Source organism: Streptomyces sp. WELS2 (assembly GCF_013870595.1).
GTDB lineage: Bacteria > Actinomycetota > Actinomycetes > Streptomycetales > Streptomycetaceae > Streptomyces.
This window is the reverse complement of the sequence record NZ_JACBWZ010000723.1, coordinates 1-3,178: the sequence shown is the minus strand read 5'-3', so window position 1 is coordinate 3,178 and position 3,178 is coordinate 1. Positions and strand designations below refer to the sequence as shown.

Below are 3,178 nucleotides of genomic sequence, written 5' to 3'. Positions count from 1 at the left end.
CGGCCCAGCCGTTCGCCGGCTGCGCCAAGGCACCCGTGGACGACCACCGGTACGTCGACGGAAGAGCACACGTGCCGCCCGTCGGCGGGGTCGTCGTCCCGGTCAGACCGGTCCACTTCTGGTTGCTTCCGCCGTTGCACGTACCGATCTGCACCGCCGTGCCGTTGGCCGTGCCGGCGCCCGCGGCCTCCAGGCACAGCCCGGACTCCGTGCCGACGACCGTGCCGTCCGACTTCACCTGCCACTGCTGGTTGGCGCCACCGGAACAGGTCCAGATCTGCACCTTGGTACCGGCCGTGGTGGCGTGGCCCGGAACGTCCAGGCACTTGTTGCCGTACACGGTCAGCTGGTTGGCGTCCGTCAGCGTCCACTGCTGGTTCGTCCCGCCCCAGCAGTCGTAGAGCTGCAAGGCCGTTCCGTCGGTCTCGACGGCGCCCGGCACGTCGAGACAGCGGTTCGAACCGACACCGCGCAGGGCGCCGCTGGAGGCCGCCTGGGCCGGGGTGGCCACCAGCAACGCCGCCAGCGCGGCCAGGGCCGCGAACACCGCGGCGAGCACCGCGGACGGATGCCTGCGGCTGAAACTTCCTCTGTTCATGGGGGTTTCCTCAACCTTGAGTAGGCGGATCCGGCTTGGCGCGCGCATGACATGCGAGATGTTCGACCCATCGAACATCGACCGCAATGTCGGCCATCTGAAGAATTAGGGAAGCGTTGAACAACGTCAATACTTCTCGCACGAGTCGCTTCCGTCTCCGAATGTTTCGCCACGCCACTCGGCGCACCGCGAACGCCCCCTGCCGGGTGGGCCGCCGGGGCGGCCACCCGGCAGGGATGCGCACCATGGCGATGCCGGACCCCTTGTCCGACTTCGCCAGCGGATGCGTGACGACCGGCACGCGGACGGGGCGGGGCGGAGGTATCGCGCTCGCCGTGTGGGCGGGATGTGCGCCGGCATGGCGGGTCAGGACCGTGTCCCGGCCGTGGGTGGCCCTGTGCGGGTGCGCGGAGCGGGATGCTCCATGCCCTTGGACTTCACCAGCCACAGACCGGTCAACAGGGCGCCGGCCAAGGTGACGGCACCGTGTGGAGGGTGATGCGCACCGGTGTGAACGTGGTGGCGTCCACCGGTGACCGGCCGGTGCCGGGATTGCGGGCGTAGCGCGGATGGGCGCCTCCGCTGATCTGCCAGCGGATGCGGTGGCCGGCCGGGAAGCGGTGCGCGGTGGCGCTCATCGGCGCGGTGACCCGCGAGGGCGCGTCTCCGGTCGTCCGAAGACGGCCCAGCCCGTCGCAGACGTTGACGGAGCGGCCCTGTTCGTCCACGTCGCACAGGCGGGTGAAGACGTCGGCGTGCCCGGTGTCCGTGGAGACGCTCAGCCGCGCGGAGACCGGGCCCAGGATGTCCACCGGCTCGGTCGGCGGCGGACCGGTGAACGTCAGGACGTCGTCCCGGGCGTCCGGGGCGCTGTTGTCCCGGGGGCCGGCGGTGCGGGAGAGCAGCGGGCCGCCGAGGGACGGGGTGGGGTCGGCCGGGTCGTAGCGGAACGTCGTCAGCGGTGCCGAGTCCGTCGGGGCCCGCCGGACGAGCTGCCCGCCGGGGGCGGGGTACCAGGGGGTGTCGGCCGCGGCCGGCGGCCGGTCGCCCAGGTCCCGCCAGGCGTTCTCGCCGCCGACATGCGCGCGCACCGTGGTGGGGCGCAGGCCGGACGGGTCGGCGCACAGGTGGGCGCGCAGCCACGCGAGGCTCTCCGCGAACACCTCGGGCCATCCCCGCTGGAGGGCGGAGGTGTGGGTCCAGGGTCCGACGAGCAGGACGGTGTCGCAGCCGGCCCGGCGCAATCGGCCGTACTGTTCGAAGGTTAGGATCCGCGTGGAGACGCGCCGTGACGAACCGATGTCTCCAGTGGGGCGCGTAACGGGGGTGACGCGGGTGGGGTGGCGTGAGGAGATCACCACGGCCCTGGGTGAACTCGTCACGATCGTGGGCGGCTCGGCCCGGCCACCGCGCTGGCAACGGGTGGGACGCGCGGTCCGCACCAAGGAGGCGGGCTGGTACGCGGTGGACCTGCGCGGTTCGGACATCGGCCCGGACCAGCTGGACGCGCTGCGCCTCGCCGGGCCGGAGTCGGAGCACGTCGAGGCGAAGGGATTCGCCGTCTCGGAGACGGTGCAGAACGGCTCCCTCCTCACGGTGAAGGTCGCCGAGTTCGCGGACCTGCCGGACGCGTACCTGTGGCTGCTGAAGCAACCGCCGGCCTTCCTCGTGGAGGCACTGCGCGACGGGATCGCCGGGCTGGGCGAGACCCCGCTGGCGAGCGCCCTGGCCTCCGGGGCCATCGGTGGCGCGTCCGCCCCCGCACCGGCCCCTCCCGGTTTCCATCCCGCACAGACCGACGCCTACCGCGCGTGCCTGGGCGAGGGCGTGCACCTGGTGTGGGGTCCGCCGGGCACCGGCAAGACGACCGTGCTGAGGCGCGCCATCGGCGACCTGATCACCCGCGGCGACCGGATCCTGCTGGTGTCGGCCACCAACATCGCCGTGGACAACGCCCTGTCGGGGGTGCTGAAGGAGAACCGGCACGCACCGGGCGCCATCGTGCGCGTCGGCCCGCCGCAGCTGAGGGAGGTCGCCGACAACCCCGGTGTGTCGCTGCCCCTCATGGTGCGTGAACGGCTGGCCGAGACAGAGGCGCGCAGGCGTGCCCTGGAAGCCGCGCTCGTGGACGTGCGCGGCCGCGCGGCGGAACTCGCCGCGCTGGACGCCTCCCTCGTCCGCTTCGACGCCCCCGCCTACTTCGCCGCGCTGAAGCTGCTGCGCACACCCGGACAGGACCCGGTGTCCGTACGGCAACACGCGGAGCGGGCGGCGGAGTTGCTGGCCCAGGCCGAAGCCGCCCGGGAGGCGGCGGAGCGGGGCGTCACGGCGGCGAGGCTGCGGCAGGAGGAAACGGCGGAATCCCGCCGTCAGTGGTCGGAGGTCGACCGCCTGCGCACGGAGCAGTCACGCGTCCTCCAGGCAGCGGGCCGGAAGGAGGCCGAGGCCCTGCTGGCCGAGGAGCAACTCAACTCGTTGCGGGAGGATTTGCGAGAGCTCGACACCCAGGGGTCCATGGCCAGATGGCGCACCAGGGAGAGACGGCAGACGCTCCGCCTGAGTGCCGTACGGCGTGACGAT

At 72.6% G+C, this 3,178-nt stretch carries 2 protein-coding genes and 1 pseudogene; 1 reads left to right on the top strand and 2 read right to left on the bottom strand.

What is annotated here, in order from left to right:
* On the bottom strand, positions 1-598 hold a 598-nt coding region (locus H5J33_RS28795), incomplete at its 3' end, for a non-reducing end alpha-L-arabinofuranosidase family hydrolase (protein ID WP_181797751.1).
* A gap of 455 nt (positions 599-1,053) precedes the next feature.
* Positions 1,054-1,863: pseudogene (locus H5J33_RS28790) on the bottom strand (CocE/NonD family hydrolase); the annotation flags it as partial.
* 70 nt (positions 1,864-1,933) lie between these two features.
* Between H5J33_RS28790 and H5J33_RS28785 the strand changes: the two are divergent.
* Positions 1,934-3,178: AAA domain-containing protein (locus H5J33_RS28785; RefSeq protein WP_309485512.1), on the top strand; the 1,245-nt coding region annotated here is incomplete at its 3' end.